We start from the raw sequence: 21,612 nt of genomic DNA, 5'->3' as shown, positions 1-21,612 counted from the left end.
GTCAGACGGTTGCCACGACGCTCTCGCCGAGCACGAACGAGGGGTCGACCTGCGCCGCCAGGTCGGCCCCGGTGCGTTCATTCCCCCAGGACTGGGCGTTGCGCAGGTGGAAGTGAACCATCTGGCGGGTGTAGCGCTCCCAGTCGCGCAGTGGGTAGGTCGCGTCGACGGCCGACCGCAGAAGTTTCAGGGCGCGGCGGTTGGCGTCCTCGAGAAGATCGAACCGGGGCGGCCGGCCCTTCTCCAGCGCACACACCCAGTCCGAGTGCCCCACCGTCACGAGCAGGTCGTCCCCGACCTCGGCGCGGAGGAAGTCGAGGTCGTCCTGCCCCTGCACCTTGTTGCCGACGACCTTCAGGGTGACGCCGAAGTCGCGGGCGTACTCCTTGTACTGGCGATAGACGGAGACCCCCCTCCGGGTCGGTTCGGCGACGAGGAACGTGATGTCGAAGCGGGTGAACATCCCCGAGGCGAAGGAGTCCGAGCCGGCGGTCATGTCCACCACGACGTACTCGCCGGGGCCGTCGGCGAGGTGGTTCAGGCACAGCTCCACCGCTCCGGTTTTGGAGTGGTAGCAGGCAATCCCCAGGTCGGCGTCCGTGAACGCGCCGGTGACCATCAAACGGACGGCGCCACCGTCGAGTTCCACCGGCCGGGCGCAGGCGTCGTACACCGGGTTGTCCTCGCGCACTCGCAGCAGCCGGGAGCCTTCGCCGGGCGGGGTCGTCTTGATCATTGTCTCGGCGGACGCGATGCGCGGATTGGAGCCGCGCAGGTAGTCCTTGATCAGCGCCAGTCGGTCACCCATCGCTGGTAGTGCGGCCGCCTCCCGCCTCCTCCATGCCGAGGGCGGGGCCCAGATGCTGGTTGATGTCGGCGTCGACGGCGACGACCGGCGCCCCGGTGGCCGCGAGGTGGCGGATGAACAGGGAGGACAGGGTGGTCTTGCCGCTGCCGCCCTTTCCGACGAAAGCAATTTTCATGTTCACCAAGCGTAGTGGCGTGATAGCTGTATGTGGCAGGCGAGCGTGAAGAAGACCACTCCTTCGTGGGGTGCGCGCCCAGGATGCGTAGGGTCGTACTTATGAGTACGACAGGCGCGACCGCCGATCCGCTTTCGACCCTGGGCACGCTGCCCGGCGTGGCCGAGTCCGTGGAGTCCGTGCGCAAGGCCGTGGACCGGGTCTACGGGCACCGGGTCATGCGCCGCCGCAGCAACGCGATCACCTCCGAGGCCGCCCTGCGCGGGGCGCGCGGCTCGGGGGCGCTGTCCGGCGCGGACTGGGCCCTGGAGGAGGTGCGTCGGCGTACCGACTTCAGCGGCGACGACGAGGCGCGCGTCGTGGGCAGCGCGCTGCGGCTGACCGCTGAGGCGGGGCAGTTGCTCTCCATCTGGCGGCAGTCGCCCCTGCGGGTGCTGGCCCGGCTGCACATGGTCGCGGCCGCCACCTCGGGCGACGAGGTCGGGCGTCCGCGCCAGGCGGGCGAGCCGGTCGACGAGCCGCTCATCGAACTGCCGCTGCCGAGCGCGGCCGAGGTCTCCGGCCGCCTCGAAGGGCTGTCCGAGCTGATCATCGCGGGCGGATCGGCCCCCGCACTGGTCACCGCCGCCGTCGTGCACGGCGAACTCCTCGCCCTGCGCCCCTTCGCCTCCCACAACGGCCTGGTCGCGCGGGCCGCCGAACGCATCGTTCTGGTGGGCAGCGGCCTGGACCCGAAGTCCGTCTGTCCGGCAGAGGTCGGCCACGCCGACCTGGGGCGCGCGGCCTACCTTGCGGCGCTCGACGGCTACGTCTCCGGCACTCCGGCCGGCATGGCGGCCTGGATCGCCCACTGCGGCCGTGCCGTCGAACTGGGGGCGCGCGAGTCGACGGCGGTGTGCGAGGCGCTGCAGCGCGGGGCGGCGTGAGGGACTCCGGTACCTCCGAACCTTCCAGAACCTCCGGAACAGGGTTGCGGCGGTACGAGAGTTCGTACCGCCGCTGGCATGTTCACCTGGTTACCAAGCGTCCTCGAATATTGCCCATCAGGTCGGGAACTTTGCCCGTCCCTGGTGCGGCTGGCCCGTAATCGACGGGTCGACGTCGCGTGGGTGCCTGGTGTTCATGCGCGGTCCGTGGGGCCAATTTGCGTTCTTAAGGTGATCCTCTCGGATGTCCTTGGTCTCGCGGGCCGTTAACCCCTTTGTACTCCTGGACCGGAACAAGCGGAAGCCCCGACTGCGCTTCTTTACTTTGCTGCCCGAACAAACAGCAAACGGTCACCGGTATGGCGAACGTCCTCTCCAGGCCGGCGAGCGGGCAGGTCAGACCGCTGTGGCGCGGCGTCGGCTCGCGTACCAGACGAGTCCCGCGGTGGCGGCCGCGGCGCCTATCGCGGCGACCGCGACGAGTGCCGGACGGGGCGGCACGGAGAAGGCGGGGAGCCGCTGCTTGAGCCGGACCGGCCGGTGGAAATCGAGAATCGGCCACCCGCGCGCGAGTGCCTCGCGCCGCAGCGCGCGGTCGGGATTCACGGCATGGGGCTCGCCCACGCACTCCAGCATCGGCAGGTCCGTCGCCGAGTCGCTGTAGGCGTAACAGCGCGAGAGGTCATAGCCCTCGGACTCGGCAAGTTCCTTGATGGCTTCGGCCTTCGTCGGGCCGTACGCGTAGTACTCCACCTCTCCGGTGAAGCAGCCGTCGTCACCCACGACCATGCGGGTCGCCACCACCCGGTCGGCGCCGAGCATCTCGCCGATGGGTTCGACCACCTCGGCGCCCGACGTGGACACGATGACGACGTCGCGGCCGGCGGTGTGGTGCTCCTCGATGAGGGAGGCGGCCTCGTCGTAGATGAGCGGGTCGATGAGCTCGTGGAGCGTCTCGGCGACGATCTCCTTGACCTGCTGGACGTTCCAGCCCCGCACGAGTGCGGACAGGTACTCGCGGGTGCGCTCCATCTGGTCGTGGTCCATACCACCGACGAGGAAGACGAACTGGGCATATGCGGTACGCAAGGCGGCCCTGCGGTTGATCAGTCCGCCTTGGTAGAACGACTTGCTGAAGGTGAGCGTGCTCGACTTCGCAATGACCGTCTTGTCCAGGTCAAAGAAGGCCGCTGTGCGGGGCAAGGAGTGGTTTTCCACAACCATGAGCATAGGGGCAGCCCATTCGGCGTAAGGTGGGCGCGTGGGTTTGCCTGAGAGGGCTCTCGGGTACACCATGGAAGTCACGGATCGTTCGCGACCGTGCTAACGCGGTCCGACTCCTCCCCCCCCGAGTCGGCCGTGAAGACGACCCCCGCTCTCCCCCCCGGCGGGGGTCGTCGCATGTCCGGGTGGGTTTCTCTCCTTCTGTGCACGGCCTCGGAGCCGTGGCGAGGCGGCTGCGGCCGCCTCTTCCGCCTGCCCATGATCCGTCACTGTGTGTAGTCGCTGCGCTGCTCTGTGGAAGTCGCACAGGGGGTGGTACAGGGGTCACCGGTATGGGTGACGGCGATATTCACAGCCATCGAGTTGTCCACAGTTATCGACCAAGATCCACAAGATTTCCGGGATCGCTGCACCGTGATTCCCACACGCCCGGCTCGCTCCGGAGTTCATGTCTGGTTCCGGTTAGTCGGGCGGGTTTGGCCGGTTCGTATCGGCCGCTCATATGGAGGCCGGTTGCCGGCTCTTCATGCGTCTGGGAATCGCGGGGCCGTCGGGGCCGCGCGAGTGGGGTCGAACGCGGGGCCGCAGGGCCCTGTGAGAGAGGTGCATCGCGGGGTCTCCAGGGCCCCGTGCGATGCAGTGAAGGGGGATGGACACCGTGGCCGCAGCCGTCACACACGATCCGCCGCCCGCCGCCGGAGGGCGGCAGGGCCGGCCGTTGATCGTCACGGAAGACGCCGAACTGCTCGACGACCTGCTGCGCCTGTGCGCGGCCGCAGGCGCCACACCCGAGGTCCACCACGCGGTGCCGGAAGGCAGAGGCAGGTGGGAGGCCGCACCGCTCGTGCTGGTGGGCGACGACGCCGCGCGGCGGGTGCGCGGGGCCGCCCGCAGGCGCGGGGTGGTGCTGGTCGGCCGCAACCAGGACGACTCCGGTGTCTGGCAGCGAGCCGTCGAGATCGGCGCCGACCACGTCCTGATGCTGCCCGACGGCGAGCAGTGGCTGGTCGACCGCATCGCCGACGTCGCCGAGGGCGTCGGCCGGCCCGCCCTCACCGTCGGCGTCATCGGCGGAAGGGGCGGGGCAGGAGCGTCGACCCTCGCCTGTGCGCTCGCCGTCACCTCCGCGCGAGAAGGGCTGCGCACGCTCCTCGTGGACGCCGATCCGCTGGGCGGCGGACTCGACGTCCTTCTCGGCGGCGAGACGGCCGAAGGCCTGCGCTGGCCTGCCTTCGCCGCCTCACGGGGGCGGGTGGGTGGCGGAGCCCTCGAGGAGTCGCTGCCGCGGCTGCACTCGCTGCGGGTGCTGAGCTGGGACCGCGGTGACTGCGTCGCCGTCCCGCCCCAGGCCGTACGGGCAGTGCTCGCCGCGGCCCGGCGCCGGGGAGGCACCGTCGTCGTGGACCTGCCCCGTCGCATCGACGACGGGGTCGCGGAGGTCCTCGCCCAGCTCGACATGGGGCTTCTCGTGGTCCCCGCGGAGCTGCGCGCCGTGGCCGCGGCGGGCCGGGTGGCCTCTGCCGTCGGCATGGTCCTGCGTGACCTCAGGGTCGCGGTTCGCGGCCCGTACACACCGGGCCTCGACGACCGCGAGGTGGCCCGCCTGCTCGGCCTGCCCCTGGCGGGCGAGGTGCCCGTCGAGTCGGCGCTGCTCCGCCCGCACGGGAGCCCGGCGCCTCCCGGAGCGACCGTGCGGGGTCCGCTGGCTCGGTTCTGCAGGGAGTTCTGGGAGCGGGCGTTGATGGAGGCGGGGGCGGCGTGAGCGCGTTCGTCGCGGTTGAGGAGGGCGAGGGGGCTCTCGCTAGGACGAGCGTGGGCTCGGTGAGTGGGGTTGTGGGTGGGGGGACGAGCGTGGGCTCGGTGAGTGGGGTTGTGGGTGAGGGCATGAACGTGGGGTTCACGGATGGGGCTGTCGAGCGGTGGTCGGCCGGTGGGTCGGTTATGGGCCGGGCGGCTGCCCGTGGGGCGGCGCCCACGCGGAGGTTGTCCGGTGGCGGGGCCGCCGGGCGGCGGCCGACCGGTGCCGTGATGGCCACGTCGGTGAGGGCCGCGTCGGTGGGGGCGGTTGATCCGCCGTGGTTGTCGGGTGGCACGGCGGCCGGCTGGGCGACCGGGGCGGACAGGGACATGACGCCGGGGCTGCTCGACGGGGTGCGGCAGTGGCTGGTCGAGAGCGGGGCCGAACCGACTCCCGCGTGTGTGGCGCAGGCACTGCGGGAGCAGGGACGGGTGCTCGGGGACGCGGAAGTCCTCGGCGCGGCCGCGCAGTTGCGCTCCGAACTGGTCGGCAGCGGTCCGCTCGAACCGCTGCTCACCGACCCCTCGGTGACCGACGTACTGGTGTCGGCCCCCGACCGGGTCTGGGTGGACCGGGGTGGCGGCCTGGAGCTGACCACCGTCTCCTTCCCCGACGCGGCCGCCGTACGAAGGCTCGCGCAACGCCTGGCCGCGGTGGCCGGACGCCGGCTGGACGACGCGCGGCCCTGGGTCGACGCCCGGTTGCCCGACGGCACCCGCTTGCACGCGGTGCTGCCACCCGTCGCCGTCGGCTGCGCCTGTCTGTCCCTGCGGGTCGTACGGCCGCGTGCCTTCACACTCGGCGAACTGATGGCCGCGGGCACGGTGCCGCCGGGCGGGGACCGGGTGCTGCGAGCGCTGCTCCGGGCGCGACTGTCCTTCCTGATCAGCGGCGGCACGGGCAGTGGCAAGACGACGTTGCTGAGCGCCCTGCTGGGGCTCGTGGGGGCGGACGAGCGGATCGTGCTCGCGGAGGACTCGGCTGAACTCAGGCCGGACCATCCCCACGTCGTGCGGCTGGAGAGCAGACCCGCCAACCAGGAGGGTGCGGGCCTGGTCACCCTCCAGGATCTGGTGCGGCAGGCGCTGCGGATGCGGCCGGACCGGCTGGTGGTGGGCGAGGTGCGCGGACCCGAAGTGGTCCATCTGCTGGCCGCGTTGAACACCGGCCACGAAGGTGGCTGCGGGACCGTCCACGCGAACGCCGCGGCCGACGTGCCGGCCCGGCTGGAGGCGCTGGGTACGGCGGCAGGGCTCGACCGGGCCGCCCTGCACAGTCAGTTGGCCGCTGCGCTGTCGGTCGTACTGCACCTCGTGCGAGACAGGACCGGGCGGCGGCGGATCGCCGAGGTGCATGTGCTGGAACGGGATCCCTCCGGGCTGGTGCGGACCGTTCCCGCACTGCGGTGGGGCGCGGAGGCGTTCGCGTACGAGCGGGGATGGGAGCGGCTGCGGGAGCTGCTGCGGGGCGAGGACATGGGAGTAGGCGGTGGAGACGGCGTTCGAGGCGGGGTCGGGCTCCGAGAAGGAGGGGATGTGCGGTGGTGAACGGGATGGGTGAGATGTCGATGGGGGCGGCCGCGGTGTGCCTGGGGGCTGCCGTTTGGCTGCTGGGCGGGCGGCACCCCGGCGCTCGGCGGGCGCAGCTGCTGCTCGCGGGTGGCGGAGTGGTGGGCGCTGGGCCGCCGACGTGGCATCAACTGGCCGGAAGTATGCGGCGGGTTCGTGGGCGGTTGCGTGCCGAGTGGTGGGCGGTGGTCGTCGGGCTGGTGCTGGCGGTGCTGGGCTCCTCGGTGCTGCCGGCTGTCGCGGGGGCAGCGGGTGTGCCGCTGCTGCGACGGGTTCGTCTGGCGGGAGAGGCGCGGCGCCTGCGTGAGCGTCGAGGGGACGTGGTGATCGCCCTGTGCGGGGCGCTGGCCGGGGAGGTCCGGGGCGGGCGGCAGCCGGGCGAGGCGCTGACGAGGGCGGTGCGGGAGTCCGGGGGGCTTGGTGATGCGCCGGAGGTGGCGCGGGGCTTCGGGGAGCTTGGTGTTGCCGCGGGGGTGATGCGGGGTGGCGGCGGGCTCGACGCTGGGCCCTCGTTGGTGGTGCGGGGCCGTGCCGGGCTTGGTGGCGCGCGGGTTGCGGCACGGAAGAACACGGGGTTTCGCGGTGGGCCTGTGGCGGGGCGGGGTGCCGGAGGGCTTCGCGGCGCGCAGGCGGCGGTGTGGGGTGCCTGGGGGCTCGCCGGTGTACGGACACCGGGGCGGGACTCCGATGGGCTCGGCGATGCGCAGGCAGCGGTGTTGGCGGCGGCGCGGTTCGGCGGGGACGTCCCGGCAGCGCTCGCTGTCGCAGCGCGACAGCCCGGCGCCGAGGGGTTGCTGGGGCTCGCGGCGTGCTGGCGGGTGGCCGTCGACCAGGGCGCCGGTCTTGCGGCGGGACTTGAGCGCCTCGAAGCGGCGTTGCGTGCCGAGCGCGATCAACGGGCTGATCTGCGGGCTCAGTTGGCCGGCGCCCGTTCGACTGCGGTGATGCTCGCCGGTCTGCCTGCTTTGGGGCTCGCCCTCGGTACTGCCCTCGGGGCCGACCCGTTGCATGTGCTGCTGCACACCGGGGCGGGGCTGGGGTGCCTGCTGGTGGGCGGCCTGCTGGAGGGAGTGGGGATGTGGTGGGCGATGCGGATCGTGCTGGGAGCGGAGGCGGCGTGAGCGCGGAAGTTGTCCACAGGCTGGGGGTGGCCCTGGGGGCCGTGCTGATCCTCGGGTGGCTGGTGTGCTGGGTGGAGTCGGTACGGCGGGAGAGGAGGGCGAGGCGTCGGCTGGCCGAGCTGTTGGTGGCGGTGGGTGAGGCGGCTGAGGAGTCCGAGCGGGCGCGCATCGATGCACGGGACCTCGCTCGGAAGTGGCTGCCGTTGGCCGGGGTCGCAGGCGCCGGGTGGGTTCTGGTCGGTGGGTTCGCCGGTGCGGTGGTCGGACTGGCCGGTGCGGCCGGGCTGTGGCGGTGGCGGCTGAGGCAGACACCGGCCGCGCTCAAGGCGGAAGACCGGTCCCGTGAGGCGGCCCGGCAACTGCCGCTCGCTGCCGATCTCTTGGCGGCCTGTATCGCGGCGGGCGCGGGCCCGGTGGTAGCGGCGCAAGCGGTGGGCGAGGCGCTGGGCGGGCCGGTCGGGGAGGGGCTGGCGAGGGGTGCGGCGGAGGTGCGGCTCGGCGGCGAACCGGGTGAGGCCTGGCGAAGACTCGCCTCGACTCCGGGCGCAGGCACCCTGGCGCGGCTGCTGGAACGGGCCGGCGTCTCCGGGCTGCCGGCAGCCGGACCCGTCGCCCGGCTCGCCGCGGATGCCCGCGCCGAGTGGGGGCGCGAGGCGACGGCACGGGCACGGCAGGCGGCCGTCATGGTCAGCGCGCCTGTGGGGCTGTGCTTCCTGCCCGCGTTCATCGCGGTCGGTGTGCTGCCCGTGGTGCTCGGTCTGGCGGGTGGGGCGCTGGGGAGCGGAGCGGGAGGGGGTGGTGGATGAAGCGACCAGTGGTCGACGCGGAGCAGGCAGACAACGAGACGTAAGCAAGCAATCAGCTGATCAACGAAACGGTCCTACGGGGGTTGAGATGTACAAGTCGGTGCGGGCGCGGTCGCGTGCTCTGGTGTGCAAGGCGCGGTCGGCGCGGCGGGACGCGGGGATGGTCACCTCCGAGTACGCGATGGGGATCGTCGCGGCGGTGGCGTTCGCCGTCGTTCTCTACAAAGTGGTGACGAGCGGTCAGGTCAGCGCGGAGCTTCAGAGCATCGTGAAGCAGGCCCTCGATGCGCAGATGTGAGCGAGCGAAGGACAGAGGCTTCGTCACGGCGGAAGCCGCCATGGTGCTACCGGTGCTGGTGATCTTCGCGATGGCGCTGGTGTGGGGGTTGCTCGTGGTGGCGGCGCAGATCCAGTGCGTGGATGCGGCACGGGCCGGTGCTCGCTCGGCGGCCCGTCAGGACCCGGCCGACGCGGTCGCCGAGATCACCCGGCAGACGGCACCGCGCGACGCGAAGATCACGGTCAGCCGGGAGGGGGACCAGGTCCGTGTGACGGTCGTGGCCGAACCACCGGCCCTGCACGGCCTGCCCTTCGAGCTGAGGGAGGAGGCGGTGGCGCTGGTGGAGGAGACGGTGGGGGAACCGGCGGGGGCATCGGCGGGGGAGGGGAGATGAGCGGACGCTCGCAGGAGGATGGGTCCGGGACGAGGGCTGGGTCCGGGACGAGGGCTGGGTCCGGGACGAGGGCTGGGTCCGGGACGAGGGCTGGGGGCGGGGCCAGGGCTGCGAGGGGGACGGGGGCCGATGCCGCGTCCGTAGCCGGGACCCAGTCCGCAGCAGCCGGGTCCGCGTCCGCCGCCGGGACCCAGAGCGCAGCAGCCGGGTCCGCGTCCGACGCAGGGCTCCAGGCCGCGCTCGGAACCGGTGCCTGGCGGTCCGACCGTGGCTCAGCCACCGTCTGGAGCGTGGGTGCGATCGCCGTGCTGTGCGTGGTGTTCGGTGTCGTCCTCGGCATGGGGCAGGCCGTGGTGGTCCGGCATCGCGCGGCCGGAGGTGCTGACCTCGCGGCACTCGCGGCGGCGGATCACTGGGCGGACGGCGGCACGGCGGCCTGTGCCCGGGCGGGCCGGGTGGCGCGGGCCCAGGGAGCTCGACTCGTGCGATGCGCGATCGTGGGCGAGACCTCCGACGTCACGGCGGCTTCGGGACGAGGACCGTTCGTCGCGGAGGTCAGGGCACGGGCGGGGCCTGCGGGGCCGCCGGTCCCGTCGACGCCGCTGGGGCAACCGGCGTCTCCGACTCCTCTGGCGTCTCCGGCTTCTCTGACGCCCCCAGCTCCTCTCGGCTTCTCTGTGCCCCTGGCTCCTCTGACGCCTCCGAAACCGCTGGTGTTGCCGACTCCTGGGACCCTCGCGGAGCCCCCTCTCCCTCAGCCCCCGCCCCCTTCAACAGCACCGTGAGCAGCCGCACCGCGCCCCTCTTGTGCAGTGGGTCGTTGCCGTTGCCGCACTTGGGGGACTGGATGCAGGAAGGGCAGCCGGCGTCGCACTCGCAGGAGGCGATGGCCTGGCGGGTGGCGCTGAGCCACTCGCGGGCCGTGTGGAAGGCGCGCTCCGCGAACCCCGCGCCGCCGGGGTGGCCGTCGTAGACGAAGACGGTCGGCAGGAGCGTGTCGGGGTGCAGCGGGACGGACACGCCGCCGATGTCCCAGCGGTCGCAGGTCGCGAAGAGGGGCAGCATGCCGATCGACGCGTGCTCGGCGGCGTGCAGGGCGCCGCCGAGGATCTCCGGGTTGACGCGGGCGGCGTCCAGCTGGTCCTCGGTGACCGTCCACCACACGGCACGGGTGCGCAGCGTACGAGGGGGGAGGTCGAGCTTCGTCTCGCCCAGAACCTCACCGGTGATGAGTCGGCGGCGCAGGAAGGAGACCACTTGGTTGGTGACCTCGACGGAGCCGTAGCACAGGCGTCCGTCGCCCCACGGGACCTCGATGTCGGTCTCCAGGACGGAGATCGACGTGGTGTCGCGGGCGACCGTCGAATACGAAGGGCTGGCCTGTTCGACCAGGGCGACCGAGTCCTCCAGGTCCAGTGAGCGCACCAGGTACGTACGGCCCTGGTGCAGGTGCACCGCGCCCTCGTGGACGGTCGTGTGCGAGGCGCCCGCGTCGACCGTGCCGAGCAGGCGGCCGGTGCCGGTCTCGACGACCTGGACCGGCCTGCCGCCCTCCCCGCGGATGTCGGTGAGGTCGGCGGCCCGCTCCCGGCGTGTCCAGTGCCAGGCCTTCGCGCGCCGGCGCAGCAGCTTCGCGGCTTCGAGCTGGGGGAGCAGCTCGGCGCAGGCGGGGCCGAACAACTCCAGGTCGTCCTCGGTCAACGGCAGTTCCGCGGCCGCGGCGCACAGGTGCGGGGCAAGCACGTAAGGGTTGTCGGGGTCGAGGACCGTGGACTCGACGGGCTGGTCGAAGAGTGCCTCGGGATGGTGGACGAGGAAGGTGTCCAGGGGGTCGTCGCGGGCCACCAGGATGGCGAGGGCTCCTTGGCCGGACCGGCCCGCCCGGCCCGCCTGCTGCCACAGCGAGGCCCGGGTGCCCGGGTAGCCGGAGATGAGGACGGCGTCGAGGCCGGAGACGTCGATGCCGAGTTCGAGCGCGGTGGTGGCGGCGAGGCCGAGGAGCTCGCCGGAGTGGAGGGCCTGTTCGAGAGCGCGGCGTTCCTCGGGGAGGTAGCCGCCGCGGTACGCCGCGACACGCCGGGCGAGGGAGCGGTCGATCTCGGCGAGGCGTTCCTGGGCGATCACCGAGATGAGCTCGGCGCCACGCCGGGAGCGTACGAAGGCGACCGTGCGGACGCCCTGGACCGCGAGGTCGGTCAGGAGGTCGGCGGTCTCGGCGGTGGCGGTGCGGCGGACGGGGGCGCCCTTCTCCCCCTGCATCTCGGTCAGCGGGGGCTCCCAGAGGGCGAACACCAGTTCACCGCGTGGGGAGGCGTCGTCGGCCACCTCGACCACCGGGAGCCCGGTGAGGCGGCCGGCGGCCACCGAGGGCTGGGCCGCGGTCGCGGAGGCCAGCAGGAACACGGGGGAGGCGCCGTAGCGGGCACAGAGGCGGCGCAGTCGGCGCAGCACCTGGGCGACATGCGAGCCGAAGACGCCCCGGTAGGTGTGGCACTCGTCGATGACGACGTACTTCAGGGAGCGCAGGAAGGAGGACCAGCGGGGGTGGGACGGGAGTATGCCCCGGTGCAGCATGTCGGGGTTGGTCAGGACGTAGTTGGCGTACTGGCGGACCCATTCGCGTTCCTCGACCGGCGTGTCGCCGTCGTAGACCGCTGGGCGTACCGAATGGCCCAAGGGTTGTGAAAGTTCCTTCACGGAGCGGCACTGATCCGCCGCGAGGGCCTTCGTGGGGGCCAGGTAGAGGGCGGTGGCCCCGCGTCCGTTCGGGGCCTCGGAACCGTCCAGGAGGGTCGACAGGACCGGCACGAGGTAGGCCAGGGACTTGCCGGACGCCGTGCCGGTGGCCACGACGACCGACTCGCCGTCCAGGGCGTGCTCGGCCGCGCGGGCCTGGTGGGCCCAGGGGTGTTCGATGCCGCATGCCTGCACAGCGGCGATGACCTCCGAACGGATCCGGTCCGGCCAGACGGCATGGCGACCCGCGCGCGGGGGCAAGTGCTCCGTATGAGTGATGCGCGAAGCCCGGCTCGGTCCCGCGGCGAGCCGGTCCAGGACCGTGCCCGGCGAGAGGCTGGAGACGGGCTGCGCCGAGGGTCGATCGGATCGGTGATTCTTGGCCATCGGCACCGAGTGTGTCACTGGCGTGACGGACAATGGGACCAAGGCGTCGTGCACGCCTGCCGGTAAGTGATTGAATGCCATCGCGGCTGGCGAACCGTCCTGGGGGCTTCAAGCCGAGGTGTCCCGAGGGGCGACCGCTCGATAGCAAGGTGCTGGAGGATCCGTGGACCTGTCCCTGTCGACCGAAACCGTCGGCGATCGCACGATCGTCAGGGTCGGTGGCGAAATCGACGTATATACCGCGCCCAAGCTGCGCGAGCAGCTGGTCGAGCTGGTGAACGACGGCAATTTCCACCTTGTCGTCGACATGGAGGGCGTGGACTTCCTCGACTCCACCGGACTCGGCGTACTGGTCGGCGGACTGAAGCGGGTGCGTGCCCATGAGGGCTCGCTGCGCCTGGTCTGCAACCAGGAGCGCATTCTGAAGATTTTCCGTATCACCGGCCTCACCAAGGTGTTCCCGATCCACACCTCGGTCGAGGAAGCGGTGGCGGCGACCGACTGACCACCGATCGGGTGCGGGCGCAGGTCCGCACCCCGAAGCAAGCAAGGGGGTCCGGGCGTTCGGCGGCCCGGTCCCCCGACAGCACGCCCGTAGTTCCGAGGGGGATGCATGGCCACCGTTGAACTCCGCTTCAGCGCGCTGCCCGAGCACGTCCGGACCGCCCGACTGGTGGCGGCAGCGGTGGCGCGCAGGGCCGGAGTGGACGAGGCCGTCCTCGACGAAGTCAGACTCGCCGTGGGCGAGGCCTGTAGCCGAGCCGTCGGACTGCACGTGAGCGGCGGCATCATGGCGCCCGTGAAGGTGGTGCTGATCGAGGAGGAGAAGCAGTTCTCCATCGAGGTCGGCGACGAGGCGCCCCGCGTTTCCCCCGGCGACCGGGCTTCCGGTGCCGGTGAGGACGCGGATGCCGAGGCCGAGGAGGACGAGATGGGCCTCGCGGTCATCAGTGGTCTTGTGGACGACGTGGAGGTCACCGCAGGGGAGCATGGCGGGTCGATCCGTATGACCTGGCCGACCACACCGTCAGTCGCGGTGCTTCCCTGAGCCATCCGCACGTCCGGCAACACTCCGAGGGCCCTGCTGAGCAGGGCCCTCAGTGTTTTTCCAAGAACGTTTCTGAAATCGTGAAGTAATTCACGATCAATTTCCGATCATTGGATCGGCCGACAATGCTTTCGAGACGTTACCGGGGTGTGGCAGATTCCGTTTGCCGCGTACTGTTTTGATCAGGAACAGATCTCTAGAATCCGTCCACATCTTGAGCTCAGCCCAAGCGTCAAGGAGGACGAATGGCGGGGCTTTCTTCCCCAGATCAAATTGACCACTCCACTGCCCTCGCGGCAGCGGTACTGACCGACGGCAACCGTGTCATGGTGTCGGTCATCGGCGTCGTGGCCCTGGCCGCCCTGGTGGTGGCAGGCGTCCTGGTGCGCCAGGTACTCGCGGCGGGCGAGGGAACCGACAGCATGAAGAAGATCGCGGCCGCGGTCCAGGAAGGCGCCAACGCCTATCTGGCCCGGCAGCTGCGCACGCTCGGCGTATTCGCCGTGGTCGTGTTCTTCCTGCTCATGCTGCTGCCCGCGGACGACTGGAATCAGCGTGCCGGACGGTCGGTGTTCTTCCTGATCGGCGCGGGCTTCTCGGCGGCCACCGGCTATATCGGCATGTGGCTCGCCGTTCGGAGTAATGTGCGTGTCGCCGCGGCGGCCCGTGAAGCGACTCCGGCGGAGGGCGAACCGGAAAAAGATCTCACCGAGGTCTCGCACAAAGCCATGAAGATCGCTTTTCGTACGGGCGGCGTGGTCGGCATGTTCACGGTGGGGCTCGGTCTGCTGGGCGCCTCCTGTGTGGTGCTGGTGTACGCGGCCGACGCGCCGAAGGTCCTGGAGGGATTCGGACTGGGCGCGGCTCTCATCGCGATGTTCATGAGGGTCGGCGGCGGCATCTTCACCAAGGCCGCCGACGTCGGCGCCGACCTGGTCGGCAAGGTCGAACAGGGCATTCCGGAGGACGACCCCCGCAACGCCGCGACCATCGCCGACAACGTGGGCGACAACGTCGGTGACTGCGCCGGCATGGCGGCCGACCTGTTCGAGTCGTACGCCGTGACCCTGGTGGCCGCGCTGATCCTCGGCAAGGCGGCCTTCGGCGACGCCGGACTCGCCTTCCCGCTGCTCGTCCCCGCGATCGGTGTGATCACCGCGATGATCGGCATCTTCGCCGTGGCCCCGCGCCGCACCGACCGCAGCGGCATGTCCGCGATCAACCGCGGTTTCTTCATCTCCGCGGTGATCTCGCTGGTGCTGGTGGCGGTGGCCGTCTTCGTCTACCTGCCCGGCAAGTACGCCGACCTCGAAGGCGTCACCGACACGGCGATCACGGGCAAGGGCGGCGACCCGCGGATCCTCGCGCTCGTCGCCGTGGCGATCGGCATCCTGCTCGCCGCCGTGATCCAGCAGCTGACCGGCTACTTCACCGAGACCAGCCGACGACCCGTCAGGGACATCGGAAAGACCTCGCTCACCGGCCCGGCCACCGTCGTCCTGGCCGGAATCTCGGTCGGCCTCGAATCCGCCGTCTACACCGCCCTGTTGATCGGCCTCGGCGTCTACGGGGCGTTCCTGCTCGGCGGTACGTCCATCATGCTGGCGCTGTTCGCGGTGGCGCTGGCCGGCACCGGGCTGCTCACCACGGTCGGCGTGATCGTCGCGATGGACACCTTCGGGCCGGTCTCCGACAACGCGCAGGGCATCGCCGAGATGTCCGGCGACGTCGAGGGTGCGGGCGCGCAGGTGCTCACCAACCTGGACGCCGTCGGCAACACCACCAAGGCCATCACCAAGGGCATCGCCATCGCCACCGCCGTCCTCGCGGCGTCGGCGCTCTTCGGGTCGTACCGTGACGCCATCATCACGGGCGCCCAGGACGTGGGCGAGAAACTGTCCGGGGACGGCGCCCCGATGACCTTGATGATGGACATCTCCCAGCCCAACAACCTCGTCGGCCTGATCGCGGGCGCGGCGGTCGTCTTCCTGTTCTCGGGGCTCGCGATCAACGCCGTGTCGAGGTCGGCGGGTGCCGTGGTGTACGAGGTGCGGCGGCAGTTCCGGGAGCGGCCCGGGATCATGGACTACAGCGAGCAGCCGGAGTACGGCAAGGTCGTCGACATCTGCACCAGAGACGCCCTGCGGGAGCTCGCCACGCCCGGACTGCTCGCCGTGATGGCGCCCATCTTCATCGGGTTCACGCTCGGCGTCGGCCCTCTCGGCGCGTTCCTCGCGGGCGCGATCGGCGCGGGCACGCTGATGGCGGTGTTCCTGGCCAACTCCGGAGGTGCGTGGGACAACGCCAAGAAGCTCGTCGAGGACGGCCACCACGGCGGCAAGGGCAGCGACGCCCACGCCGCGACGGTGATCGGCGACACGATCGGCGACCCCTTCAAGGACACCGCCGGTCCCGCGATCAACCCCCTGCTGAAGGTGATGAACCTGGTGGCGCTGCTCATCGCGCCCGCGGTCATCAAGTTCAGCTACGGCGACGACGAGAACCTCGGCGTGCGGATCGCCATCGCGGTCCTGTCGTTCCTGGTGATCGCGGGCGCGGTCTATGTCTCCAAGCGGCGCGGAATCGTCGTGGGTGACGAAGACAACGCCGAAGGGTCGCCCAAGTCGCCGGATGCGGCGGTGGTTTCGTAGGCGCGGCTCACCGAAGCCCAGCTCAGGGGCGGGCGGACGGCGCGCACTGCCGCGTCGGCCGCCCGCCCTGTGCGTGCTCGCGCCCCGCCCCGTGAGCCTTCTCTCTCCAGGTGTAAATAACACTTAGTAGACCTATTCAGGTTATTTACGACACTGCCGTCACGTCTCCTCCGTGTAAGGTCCGTGGGCCGAAAGCCGTGGAAGGGACCAATCCGGTGAACAAGAAGCTCGCGGCCGCACTGTCCGGCGGTGCGGTACTGGTACTGGCGCTGACGGGATGCAGCAGCGACGAGGGAAACAAGGAGCTGGACGCGTGGGCCAAGAAGGTCTGTGACACCGTCCCGGCCCAGAACACGAAGATCACAGCGGCCTACGACGCGATAACCAAGGCTGCCAAGGACACCACCAGCACCCCGAAGGAACTCCAGAAGGCGGATTCCCAGGCCTTCCAGGACCTGTCGGACGGCTACAAGGCGCGTGCGAGCGTCCTCGACAACGCCGGAGCGCCCCCCGGCGTCGACGGCGGCGCGAAGAAGCAGCAGGACGCCGTCACCAAGCTCACCGCCCTCTCCTCGGCCTACGCCGACCTGAAGAAGCAGGTCGACGGGCTCGACACGAAGGACCAGGGGAAGTTCGCCACCGGGCTGAAGGAGGTGTCGGCCGAGATGCGCAAGATGGAGAGCCAGCGCCAGAGCGCGCTCGGCGCGCTGAAGAGCCTGGAGGAGGGCGACACCAAGCAGGCGCTGAACGACCAGGCGGGCTGCAAGAAGGCGTCCGCCTCCGCGTCCGCCGCGGCCACCGACAGCTGAGTCGCTCCCCGCGGGCGGCCGCGGGTCACAATGGGGGGCGTGAGTAACGCCACCCTGTCCCCCCTGCCCGAATCCGACCGTCCCGACGCCGCCGCCCGGCTCCGGGACGCCCTGCTCGCGGCCTCCTTCACGGCCGACGGGCTGCTCGAGCTGCTCGGCGCGCCGGCGTACGCGGCGCTCGCCCGGAGCGAGACCGTGCCCGCGCTCCGGGCGACCCGCGGAGACACGCCGCTGGAGATGCTCGTACGGCTGTTCCTGTTGCAGCAGCCCGTGCCGCACGCGCGCGTGGAGGGTGTGCTGCCCGTCGCAGAATGCCTGGAGAGCGGGTGGCTGGTCCGGGCCGGAGGTGCTGCCGGGGACGACCTCGCCGCGACCGTGGACGTACGGCCGTACGGCGGACCCGCCGGCGAAGACTGGTTCATCGTGTCCGACCTGGGGTGCGCGGTGGGCGGTGCCGGTGGCATCGGAAGCCGGGACGAGGGCGTCGTGCTCGGCGTCGGCGGCGCCTCGACGACCCTCGCCGGCATCACCGTCCGTACGCCCGTCTCCGCCGCCCTCGACCTCGGTACCGGCTCCGGCATCCAGGCGCTGCACGCCGCCCAGCACGCCACGCGGGTGACGGCGACCGACCTCAACCCGCGCGCCCTGCACATCACCGCGCTCACCCTGGCGCTGTCCGGCGCGCCAGCCGCCGACCTGCGCGAGGGCTCGCTGTTCGACCCGGTCCGGGACGACGAGACGTACGACCTGATCGTGTCCAACCCGCCCTTCGTGATCTCGCCGGGCGCACGGCTGACGTACCGCGACGGCGGGATGGGCGGGGACGATCTGTGCCGCACGCTCGTTCAGCAGTCGGGGGCACGGCTGCGTGAGGGCGGGTTCGCGCAGTTCCTCGCCAACTGGCAGCACGTGGAGGGGGAGGACTGGCAGGACAGGCTCAGGTCGTGGGTGCCGCGCGGGTGCGACGCGTGGATCGTGCAGCGCGAGGTGCAGGACGTCACGCAGTACGCCGAGCTGTGGCTGCGCGACGCCGGCGATCACCGCGGTGACGTGGCCGAGTACCAGGAGCGGTACGACGCGTGGCTGGACGAGTTCGAGGCGCGCAAGGTCAGGAGCGTGGGCTTCGGCTGGATCACCCTGCGCCGGACGGGCTCCGCGGTGCCCTCGGTGACCGTGGAGGAGTGGCCGCATCCCGTCGAGCAGCCGCTCGGTGACGCCGTCAGGGCACACTTCGAGCGCCTCGACTACCTGCGCGCGCACGACGACGCGGCCCTGCTCACGGGGCACTTCAAGCTCGCCGCCGAGATCGTCCAGGAGCAGGTCGGGCTGCCCGGCGCCGAGGACCCGGAACACGTGGTGCTGCGTCAGCACCGCGGGATGCGCCGTGCCACCAAGGTGGACACGGTCGGCGCGGGCTTCGCGGGCGTCTGCGACGGCTCGCTGAGTGCGGGCCGCATCCTGGACGCGATCGCGCAACTGGTGGGCGAGGATCCGGTGTTGCTGCGCGACCGTACGCCGGCACAGATTCGGCTGCTGGTGGAACAGGGGTTCCTCGACCCGGCCGAGTGACGGTCGGGTGATGACGAGTGGCGCCCGACCGGGGGGCGGGCGGCGCCCCGCGCGTCACGTGTGGGGCGGGTGCGCGGCTCTGAGAGGCATGTGTCCCATCTGGCGGGATTGATCCTGAAAAGGTCTCCTGTCAGTGGTGCGTGCGAAGCTACCTTTCTAGGGACGAACTCCGCGCGTTCTCGGGGGAGGCGCGCCGTTCCGGGGGAGGCGTGATGGCGGGGGAGACGCCGGATCAGGGCGAAGGCAGGATCATCAACAGCCGGTACCGGCTGCTGCGCACACTCGGCGCGGGCGGCATGGGCCGGGTCTGGCTCGCGTACGACGAGGAGTTGGCCTGTGAAGTCGCGCTGAAGGAGATCGCGCTGGCGGACACGCCCAGGGACGCGGCGGAGTCCGGGCAGCGCATCGCGCGGGCTCGCAGCGAGGCCCGGCACGCGGCACGCCTGCGCGGGCACCCGCACGTGGCGACCGTGCACGACGTGCTGGTGCACGAGGGGCTGCCGTGGATCGTCATGGAGCACGTACCGGACGCGATCGACCTCCAGGCGGTCGTCAGGCGTTCGGGACCGCTGGAGCCCGCGCAGGCTGCGCGCATCGGCCTCGCGGTCCTGGACGCGCTCACCGCGGGGCACCGCATCGGCATCCTCCACCGGGACGTCAAACCGGCCAACATCCTTCTGGCACCGGACTCTTCGGGCGACCCGTACGCACGCGTGCTGCTCACCGACTACGGCATCGCCCTCCAGCCCGAGTCCCAGGAACCCCGGCTCACCGCCACGGCCGGCATTCTCGGGACGCCCGGCTACCTCGCCCCCGAGCGGGCCCGCGGTGAACCACCCACGCCTGCCGCCGACATGTTCTCTCTGGGCGCCACGCTGTACGCCACCGTGGAGGGCCGCGGCCCCTTCGACCGGCACGGCGACTACGCGACCCTGACGGCCCTGCTCGGCGAGGACCCGACCCCACCGGCGAGGGCGGGTGAACTGACTCCGGTACTGATGGGCTTGCTGGTCAAGGACCCGGTGCGCAGGTTCTCGCCGGAGGCGGTTTCGCGAGGGCTGGAGCGGCTGGCGCAGAAGGGTGCGGGGGCGGGGTTCGCCGCCACGCCGGGTGGCTTCGGCCCGGGTGGCCCCGGCTCGGAGGGCTTCGGCCCGCCGCCTGAGGGGTTCGGTGGGCAGTCGTCGGGGGCCGGGAGGTCACCCGAGGGGCACGGCGGGCCCGTGGGAAACCATGACGCCCAGGTGCGGGGGCATGACGCCGCTGCGCGAGGCCTTGGCGGGGTGCCGGGATACCGAGGCGCTTCCCCGGATGAGGGGGCGGTCGACGGCCCGCCGCCCGGGTACGTGGCGAGTCCACCGCCCGGGTACGTCGCGAGTCCACCGCCCGGGTACGTGGCGAGTGCGCCACCGGGGTATGTCGCCGGCGACCCGCCGGGGTACGTCGGCGGCCCGCCCGGCGCGTGGGGTGGTGCCCCGGCGCAGGGTGGGCCACAGACGCCAGGTGTACCGGGAACGCCGGGTGGGCCACCCACCCCGAACACTCCACAGACCCCGCACCCCCGGGCGGGCGAGCCCGGCGACCTCTCGGCGGGCGGTCCTCCACCGGACGGCCGCGACTCCGGCGGGGCTGGGCCCGGCACTCCGGAACACGGCGGCCCCGCGACGCCTGGTGGGACGCCCGGCCTGCCGCCGTACGACCCGTGGCGACAGCCCGCGGCCCAGTCACCGGACGTCCGCAACCCCTATGCGCAGGGGCCCGGTTCGACGTACGCGAGCGGCGGTGCTCGAACGCCGTACGGCAGCGGTGGCGCCTCGCCGCCGTATGGCAATGGCAGCGCGTCACCGCCTTACGGCAGCGGTGCTCAAGCGCCCTACGGCGGCACGCCCCATCCGCCGTACGCAGGCGCAGGCACGCACGCGGCGTACCCCGGTGGCACCCCCTCGCAACCCGGGTACGGCGGCTACGGGGGCCCGGGTGGTCCCGTCACCCCAGGCGGACAGGCGCCGCCCCCGCAGTCCCCCGGGAAGAGGCGCGTCGCGCTCGTCGCTCTGGTGGTGGCCGCCGTACTCGTCATCGCCGGAGGCGTATGGGGCGTCGTCGCGTTGACCGGCGACGACGGAGGCAGGAAGCGGGACGTGACGAAGGACTCGGCCTCGCCGAGCGTGAGTGAATCGCAGGGTTCGGCGTCGCCCGCCGGGCCCGTGTTGCCGTACGGCGACGTGGTCGGGCTCGGAGCCCCTCTGGAGCCCGGGGACTGCGTGCAGGCGGTGTGGTCGGGCAGGCCGTTCAAGTCGGAGCCGAACCTCGGGGTGGTGGACTGCGCCGAGGACTGGCCGGACGGGCAGGTCGTGGCCGTCGACACCGCCACCGACCACTCCGACGCCCGCGAGCAGGGCGCGAAACGCTGCGAGAACCAGACCCGGACGCTGGTCGCCGCGCTGCCGGACGCGGCCGGCTACGCCGTCGTACCGACGGAGCAGGGCTTCACCGCGGCCGGCGGCGGTACGGCGTGTCTCGTACTGGGCCGCCATGCCGCGATAGGCGGTGAGGTCGGCCGTTTCCGCGACGCGGGCACGGATTTGTGGGTCGGTCAGATGAGCGTCGGTGACTGCTGGGTCTACGAGGAACAGGAGGACAGTTACAACGCCCCGCTGACCGACTGCGGCAAACCCCACACCGACCAGGTGATAGGGACCGTCCAGGCCCCGAGCGGAATGACGTACAAGAAGGGCACGGACAACGCGACCAAGCTGTGCGGCAACAAATTCGAGTCGGTCTGGGCGCCGGGGCAGGAGCGGACCGTGTTCGGCTGGGTGGCCGACGAGGACGACTGGTCCGAGGGCTTCAACAAGGTCGTGTGCACGGTGGGCCGGGCCGACAACCAGAAGACGACCGGAAAGATACCCGCGCCCGGCGCCGTCTGAGGCCGGCCGGCAGCAGGGGACGGAAGGAGTCCGCAGCCGCGGCGATCCCGCGTTCACCCGGGGTTCGCCTGTCCGCCGCCCCCGCGTGCCAGTCTCCACGGGCTGAGCACGCTAGACGGGAGAAAAGGGGCGGGGCAGGCCATGGAGAGCGGACCGGCGATCTTCTCGGGGGCGGTGTTCGCCCTGTTCGGAGGCGGGCTGCTGGCGTGGACCGCGGCGCGGGTGCGGCACCGGGAACCGGTCGCCCACGGTGTGAGCCCTGTCGCATCGGCGACCGTCGCGAGCGCCGCCGCGCTGATCGCGCTGGCACTGGGTGCGTGGTGCTTCACCCGGCTGTGAGAATCGGCGCGGGAGCTGCGGCTCCGGTAATTGGGAGATCACCCTCCGG

At 71.6% G+C, this 21,612-nt stretch carries 16 protein-coding genes and 2 pseudogenes; 15 read left to right on the top strand and 3 right to left on the bottom strand.

The annotated features are described in order from the left end of the window. Position 1: 1 nt before the first annotated feature. Positions 2 to 983 (bottom strand): annotated as a pseudogene (locus AQJ84_RS15165) (ATP-binding protein). 101 nt (positions 984 to 1,084) lie between these two features. On the opposite strand from AQJ84_RS15165, the gene AQJ84_RS15160 reads away from it, so the two are divergent. Continuing rightward, a complete protein-coding gene (locus tag AQJ84_RS15160; RefSeq protein WP_030043277.1) occupies positions 1,085 to 1,909 on the top strand; it encodes a Fic family protein in 825 nt (274 codons plus the stop codon). A gap of 396 nt (positions 1,910 to 2,305) precedes the next feature. Here AQJ84_RS15160 and AQJ84_RS15155 read toward each other — a convergent pair whose 3' ends face one another. Further along, positions 2,306 to 3,139: an HAD family hydrolase gene (locus tag AQJ84_RS15155; RefSeq protein ID WP_030043278.1), complete on the bottom strand. Its 834-nt coding sequence runs from the start codon at positions 3,137 to 3,139 to the stop codon at positions 2,306 to 2,308. Positions 3,140 to 3,782: 643 nt separating this feature from the next. On the opposite strand from AQJ84_RS15155, the gene ssd reads away from it, so the two are divergent. The 7 genes and pseudogenes from ssd to AQJ84_RS42200 all read left to right on the top strand — a co-directional run. Continuing rightward, a complete protein-coding gene (gene ssd / locus AQJ84_RS15150) occupies positions 3,783 to 4,895 on the top strand; it encodes a septum site-determining protein Ssd (RefSeq protein WP_053193779.1) in 1,113 nt (370 codons plus the stop codon). 365 nt (positions 4,896 to 5,260) lie between these two features. Further along, complete coding sequence (locus AQJ84_RS15145; protein ID WP_051870154.1) at positions 5,261 to 6,478, top strand: TadA family conjugal transfer-associated ATPase; 1,218 nt, start codon at positions 5,261 to 5,263, stop codon at positions 6,476 to 6,478. A 185-nt stretch (positions 6,479 to 6,663) separates the two neighbouring features. Further along, a complete protein-coding gene (locus AQJ84_RS40900) occupies positions 6,664 to 7,620 on the top strand; it encodes a type II secretion system F family protein (protein WP_450370771.1) in 957 nt (318 codons plus the stop codon). Beyond that, positions 7,617 to 8,426 (top strand): type II secretion system F family protein, encoded by an 810-nt coding sequence (locus AQJ84_RS15135; protein ID WP_030043281.1) that lies wholly within the window; start codon positions 7,617 to 7,619, stop codon positions 8,424 to 8,426. Before AQJ84_RS40900 ends, AQJ84_RS15135 begins: the two co-directional genes overlap by 4 nt. Positions 8,427 to 8,514: 88 nt before the next feature. Continuing rightward, positions 8,515 to 8,724, top strand: a complete 210-nt coding sequence (locus AQJ84_RS15130; protein WP_030043282.1) for a DUF4244 domain-containing protein — start codon at positions 8,515 to 8,517, stop codon at positions 8,722 to 8,724. Then, positions 8,711 to 9,100 (top strand): TadE family type IV pilus minor pilin, encoded by a 390-nt coding sequence (locus AQJ84_RS15125; RefSeq protein WP_030043283.1) that lies wholly within the window; start codon positions 8,711 to 8,713, stop codon positions 9,098 to 9,100. Before AQJ84_RS15130 ends, AQJ84_RS15125 begins: the two co-directional genes overlap by 14 nt. Before the next feature lie 260 nt (positions 9,101 to 9,360). Next, positions 9,361 to 9,729, top strand: a pseudogene (locus AQJ84_RS42200) (Rv3654c family TadE-like protein); the annotation flags it as partial. Here the strand turns inward: AQJ84_RS42200 and AQJ84_RS15120 are convergent. Next, the gene (locus tag AQJ84_RS15120) at positions 9,656 to 12,304 is read right to left on the bottom strand and encodes a DEAD/DEAH box helicase (protein ID WP_164873162.1); all 2,649 of its coding nucleotides are present in this window, start codon (positions 12,302 to 12,304) and stop codon (positions 9,656 to 9,658) included. The pseudogene AQJ84_RS42200 and the gene AQJ84_RS15120 overlap by 74 nt on opposite strands. Before the next feature lie 82 nt (positions 12,305 to 12,386). On the opposite strand from AQJ84_RS15120, the gene bldG reads away from it, so the two are divergent. The 7 genes from bldG to AQJ84_RS15085 all read left to right on the top strand — a co-directional run bounded on the left by bldG (position 12,387) and on the right by AQJ84_RS15085 (position 21,563). After that, a complete protein-coding gene (bldG, locus tag AQJ84_RS15115) occupies positions 12,387 to 12,728 on the top strand; it encodes an anti-sigma factor antagonist BldG (protein ID WP_019527076.1) in 342 nt (113 codons plus the stop codon). 108 nt (positions 12,729 to 12,836) lie between these two features. Next, positions 12,837 to 13,271 (top strand): ATP-binding protein, encoded by a 435-nt coding sequence (locus AQJ84_RS15110; RefSeq protein WP_030043286.1) that lies wholly within the window; start codon positions 12,837 to 12,839, stop codon positions 13,269 to 13,271. A 245-nt stretch (positions 13,272 to 13,516) separates the two neighbouring features. Beyond that, entirely contained in the window at positions 13,517 to 15,922 is a 2,406-nt protein-coding gene (locus AQJ84_RS15105) for a sodium-translocating pyrophosphatase (RefSeq protein WP_037803922.1), read from the top strand. A 197-nt stretch (positions 15,923 to 16,119) separates the two neighbouring features. Further along, a complete protein-coding gene (locus tag AQJ84_RS15100) occupies positions 16,120 to 16,731 on the top strand; it encodes a small secreted protein (protein WP_078632271.1) in 612 nt (203 codons plus the stop codon). A 30-nt stretch (positions 16,732 to 16,761) separates the two neighbouring features. Continuing rightward, positions 16,762 to 18,300 (top strand): N5-glutamine methyltransferase family protein, encoded by a 1,539-nt coding sequence (locus AQJ84_RS15095; RefSeq protein WP_030043289.1) that lies wholly within the window; start codon positions 16,762 to 16,764, stop codon positions 18,298 to 18,300. Between the two features lie 212 nt (positions 18,301 to 18,512). Beyond that, positions 18,513 to 21,224 carry a serine/threonine-protein kinase gene (locus AQJ84_RS15090; protein ID WP_053191285.1) on the top strand — a complete coding sequence of 904 codons (2,712 nt, stop codon included), beginning with the start codon at positions 18,513 to 18,515 and terminating at the stop codon, positions 21,222 to 21,224. A 141-nt stretch (positions 21,225 to 21,365) separates the two neighbouring features. Continuing rightward, positions 21,366 to 21,563, top strand: a complete 198-nt coding sequence (locus AQJ84_RS15085) for a hypothetical protein (RefSeq protein ID WP_030043292.1) — start codon at positions 21,366 to 21,368, stop codon at positions 21,561 to 21,563. Positions 21,564 to 21,612: the final 49 nt, after the last annotated feature.

It is taken from the genome of Streptomyces resistomycificus (assembly GCF_001514265.1).
Lineage (GTDB): Bacteria > Actinomycetota > Actinomycetes > Streptomycetales > Streptomycetaceae > Streptomyces > Streptomyces resistomycificus.
This window is presented reverse-complemented; position numbering and strand designations above follow the sequence as displayed.

Coding starts and splice junctions, on each gene's coding strand:
- AQJ84_RS15090 (WP_053191285.1), top strand. CDS start 18,513: ATGGCGGGGGAGACGCCGGATCAGGGCGAAGGCAGGATCATCAACAGC.
- AQJ84_RS15110 (WP_030043286.1), top strand. CDS start 12,837: ATGGCCACCGTTGAACTCCGCTTCAGCGCGCTGCCCGAGCACGTCCGG.
- AQJ84_RS15145 (WP_051870154.1), top strand. CDS start 5,261: ATGACGCCGGGGCTGCTCGACGGGGTGCGGCAGTGGCTGGTCGAGAGC.
- AQJ84_RS15095 (WP_030043289.1), top strand. CDS start 16,762: ATGGGGGGCGTGAGTAACGCCACCCTGTCCCCCCTGCCCGAATCCGAC.
- AQJ84_RS15105 (WP_037803922.1), top strand. CDS start 13,517: ATGGCGGGGCTTTCTTCCCCAGATCAAATTGACCACTCCACTGCCCTC.
- AQJ84_RS15125 (WP_030043283.1), top strand. CDS start 8,711: ATGCGCAGATGTGAGCGAGCGAAGGACAGAGGCTTCGTCACGGCGGAA.
- AQJ84_RS15155 (WP_030043278.1), bottom strand. CDS start 3,139: ATGCTCATGGTTGTGGAAAACCACTCCTTGCCCCGCACAGCGGCCTTC.
- ssd (WP_053193779.1), top strand. CDS start 3,783: ATGGACACCGTGGCCGCAGCCGTCACACACGATCCGCCGCCCGCCGCC.
- AQJ84_RS15160 (WP_030043277.1), top strand. CDS start 1,085: ATGAGTACGACAGGCGCGACCGCCGATCCGCTTTCGACCCTGGGCACG.
- AQJ84_RS15085 (WP_030043292.1), top strand. CDS start 21,366: ATGGAGAGCGGACCGGCGATCTTCTCGGGGGCGGTGTTCGCCCTGTTC.
- AQJ84_RS15130 (WP_030043282.1), top strand. CDS start 8,515: ATGTACAAGTCGGTGCGGGCGCGGTCGCGTGCTCTGGTGTGCAAGGCG.
- AQJ84_RS15120 (WP_164873162.1), bottom strand. CDS start 12,304: ATGGCATTCAATCACTTACCGGCAGGCGTGCACGACGCCTTGGTCCCA.